At 61.8% G+C, this 2,790-nt stretch carries 2 protein-coding genes; one reads left to right on the forward strand and one right to left on the reverse strand.

The features are described 5' to 3' along the window. Nucleotides 1-197: 197 nt before the first annotated feature. On the forward strand, nt 198-1,391 hold the full coding sequence (locus ABID44_RS18590; protein ID WP_354153164.1) for a site-specific integrase: 1,194 nt from the start codon (nt 198-200) through the stop codon (nt 1,389-1,391). 104 nt (nt 1,392-1,495) lie between these two features. Here ABID44_RS18590 and repC read toward each other — a convergent pair whose 3' ends face one another. Beyond that, on the reverse strand, nt 1,496-2,701 hold the full coding sequence (gene repC / locus ABID44_RS18595) for a plasmid replication protein RepC (protein WP_354153165.1): 1,206 nt from the start codon (nt 2,699-2,701) through the stop codon (nt 1,496-1,498). Between the last annotated feature and the right edge of the window lie 89 nt (nt 2,702-2,790).

Consider the following 2,790-nt stretch of genomic DNA (forward strand, 5'->3'; position numbering starts at 1 on the left):
GACCGATAATGTTGGCTTATCGGTCGTCAACGGTTAGCCGCGCCAAACGGCTGCTGGCGGCGAGAAAGGGGATGCCTGCGAGCTCGCCAACAAAAGCTGCTCGACAATGGACCGCAGGGAGCTTCTGTCGCCCGATGTCGCGGGATTGCTCCCAGGGCGCGGGTCGGACATAAAGGTGCAAAGGAGTGTGGCGAAGCATGCAGGACAAGGATCTGCCCGACATCGTCGATCTGGTCCGCGAGATGGGCGCCTTCGGCGACGGGGGGCGGAACCGCTCGCCCGGCAATAGCAATAGCGGATATGGGCAGGGCGGCGAACCGCAAGCCAAGCCTGCACCCGGTTTGCCGGCACAATCTCAAGCCGCACCCGACCTGCCGGGGCATCTTGAAGGCCTCGCCGCCCGGGCGCGTACCTATGTGGAAGCCGCCTCCTCGCCCAACACGCGCAGGGCCTATGCCGCCGACTGGACGCATTTCACCAGTTGGTGCCGTCGGCAGGGTCTGGCCCCCCTCCCCGCGGATCCGCAGGTGGTGGGCCTGTACGTCACCGCACTCGCCGCCGGCGCCGCAGACAATGCGCCCGGGCGGGCCGCCCCGCGATCTGGCGGCAGAAAGCCACATGCCGTTTCCACAATCGAGCGACGCCTTTCCGCTCTGGCCTGGAACTATTCCCAGCGCGGCCTCACGCTCGATCGCAAAGATCGCCACATTGCGACCGTCATGGCCGGAATCCGGAATCGCCATGCATCCCCGCCCCGTCAGAAAGAGGCGCTCCTGCCGGACGACCTGATCGCCATGCTCGAGACCCTGGATCGTGGCGCTCTGCGGGGCCTGCGGGACCGGGCAATGCTGCTCATCGGCTTTGCCGGCGCACTCCGACGTTCCGAGATTGTGGGGCTTGATTGCGGCCGCGATCAGACAGAGGACGGACGCGGCTGGATCGAGGTGCTGGATGGCGGGCTTCTTGTCACCTTGCGGGGCAAAACCGGGTGGCGCGAGGTCGAGATCGGTCGAGGTTCATCTGACGCAACCTGTCCGGTCATGGCGCTGCAGACCTGGCTCAGCCTTGCCCGCATCGCGCATGGCCCTCTTTTTCGGCGCGTCACCGGTCACGGCAAGAAGGTCGGCTCCGATCGCCTCAACGACCAGGAGATCGCCCGTCTGGTCAAACGGGCCGCGCTGGCCGCGGGCGTACGCGGCGATCTGCCTGAAGGACGGCGAGCAGATCTGTTCGCTGGGCATTCGCTGCGCGCGGGTCTTGCCTCGTCCGCCGAAGTCGAGGAGCGCCACGTTCAAAAACAGCTCGGCCATGCCTCCGCAGAGATGACACGCAAATACCAACGCCGTCGGGATCGCTTTCGCATTAATCTCACAAAAGCCGCCGGCCTGTAAATTCCGTCCGCAGACGGTGTCCCTCCCCTCTCCTCATAATCCACACAATGCGTTCGCCTGAACCGACCATATCGGCGGGTGTCGCCATGGCGGAAACCACGCGATTATCCAGCAAGTCTGGACCTGGAAGAATTCGTTTTCAGCGTCGCCATGAGCATCGGACCGACAGAGAAATCGCCTGCCCGTGCTTTTTCGGTCAGCGCTCGAAGATAACCGCCGGCCGAATTGATATCCTGCGCCCGCTGGAGAATGCAGGCAATGACGATAGCCGTGCTCTCCTGCCCGAGAATTTCCAGCGCCTCCGCATAGGCCGAAGGCGAGACGCCCAGATATCCGCGAACCTGGGCCGTGGTTGTCATAAATTCCCGCCAGTTGCCGATCCCGTCTACGGCATAGTCCACGATATCCGGGCAGGCTCTCAAGATCAGTCCCAGTGGATAGGTTTGAGCCGCGCCGCCCTGTCCAGATTGTGATGTGTCGCTGCCCCTGTCTTTTTCTGAAGCAGGTTCAAGTTCAATAATATCGTTTGTGTTTGAATTAGAATACTGCCGTTCATTTAGGCAGGCTTTGCCGTTCATATTTTGAATATTTATATGCTTTTCCAACAGCTTGTCCACATCCTGCCGAAGATCGCCCAATGCTGTGACGAAGGGCTCCAGTTCAGCTGTCGTCGCACGGCGTGGGAGCGCGGTCACAATCTCGCGAAAGCTCTGCCATAGACCCTTCCAGTCTCCGTGCGCATCCTCATCAATCCCTGTCTCGATCAGTTTGGCTATATCGCGGCGATACAGGGTGATGCGCTCGCGCATCAGTTTGAGGGCATGATTGTCGGCCCGGACCGATTCCGCCGCTGCCGCAAATTCCGCCGCACGCGCCAGCAGCGGAGCCAGAGAGAAGCCGAAGGCCTCCTCAACGCCCCCTTCCCGCCCCTTGCGCGCATATCGCTTGCCGTTCGGGCTGTCACGTCGAATGATGATCCCGTTCTCGACCAGCGCCGCCAGATGTCGGCGAAGCGTCACTTCCGACATGCCGTGGGCACGCAGCGCAAGCTGCCGGTTCGAGGGAAACACGACCAGGCCATTGTCTTGCGAAAGATGATCGTCCGGGTAGAACGACAGCAACGCCGCCAGGATCGCCAGAGCGCGGTCCCCGACACCAACCAGGGACTTGCCTTCGCACAAATCCCTGTAGACCCGCCACTTGTCGACGGTCTCGCCTTCCGGGATTCCGTCCGCTTCTTTCTGCGCCGCCACCATGGCGAGCGACATCGGCCGCCGCCCAAACGGCGTCGTTGCAATATGCGTCTGCATTTCCTTCCACCTTCAATCAGGCAAAAGAAACCCGCCCGCCAAAACGACGCCTCTGACTCTTGACAGTGATTCGTGGAAATGCGATTCTC

Source organism: Aquamicrobium ahrensii (assembly GCF_040545755.1).
In the GTDB taxonomy this organism is placed as follows: domain Bacteria; phylum Pseudomonadota; class Alphaproteobacteria; order Rhizobiales; family Rhizobiaceae; genus Mesorhizobium; species Mesorhizobium ahrensii.

Excerpts from the sequence above, each read along its gene's own strand:
- ABID44_RS18590 (WP_354153164.1), top strand. The coding sequence starts at position 198 with ATGCAGGACAAGGATCTGCCCGACATCGTCGATCTGGTCCGCGAGATG.
- repC (WP_354153165.1), bottom strand. The coding sequence starts at position 2,701 with ATGCAGACGCATATTGCAACGACGCCGTTTGGGCGGCGGCCGATGTCG.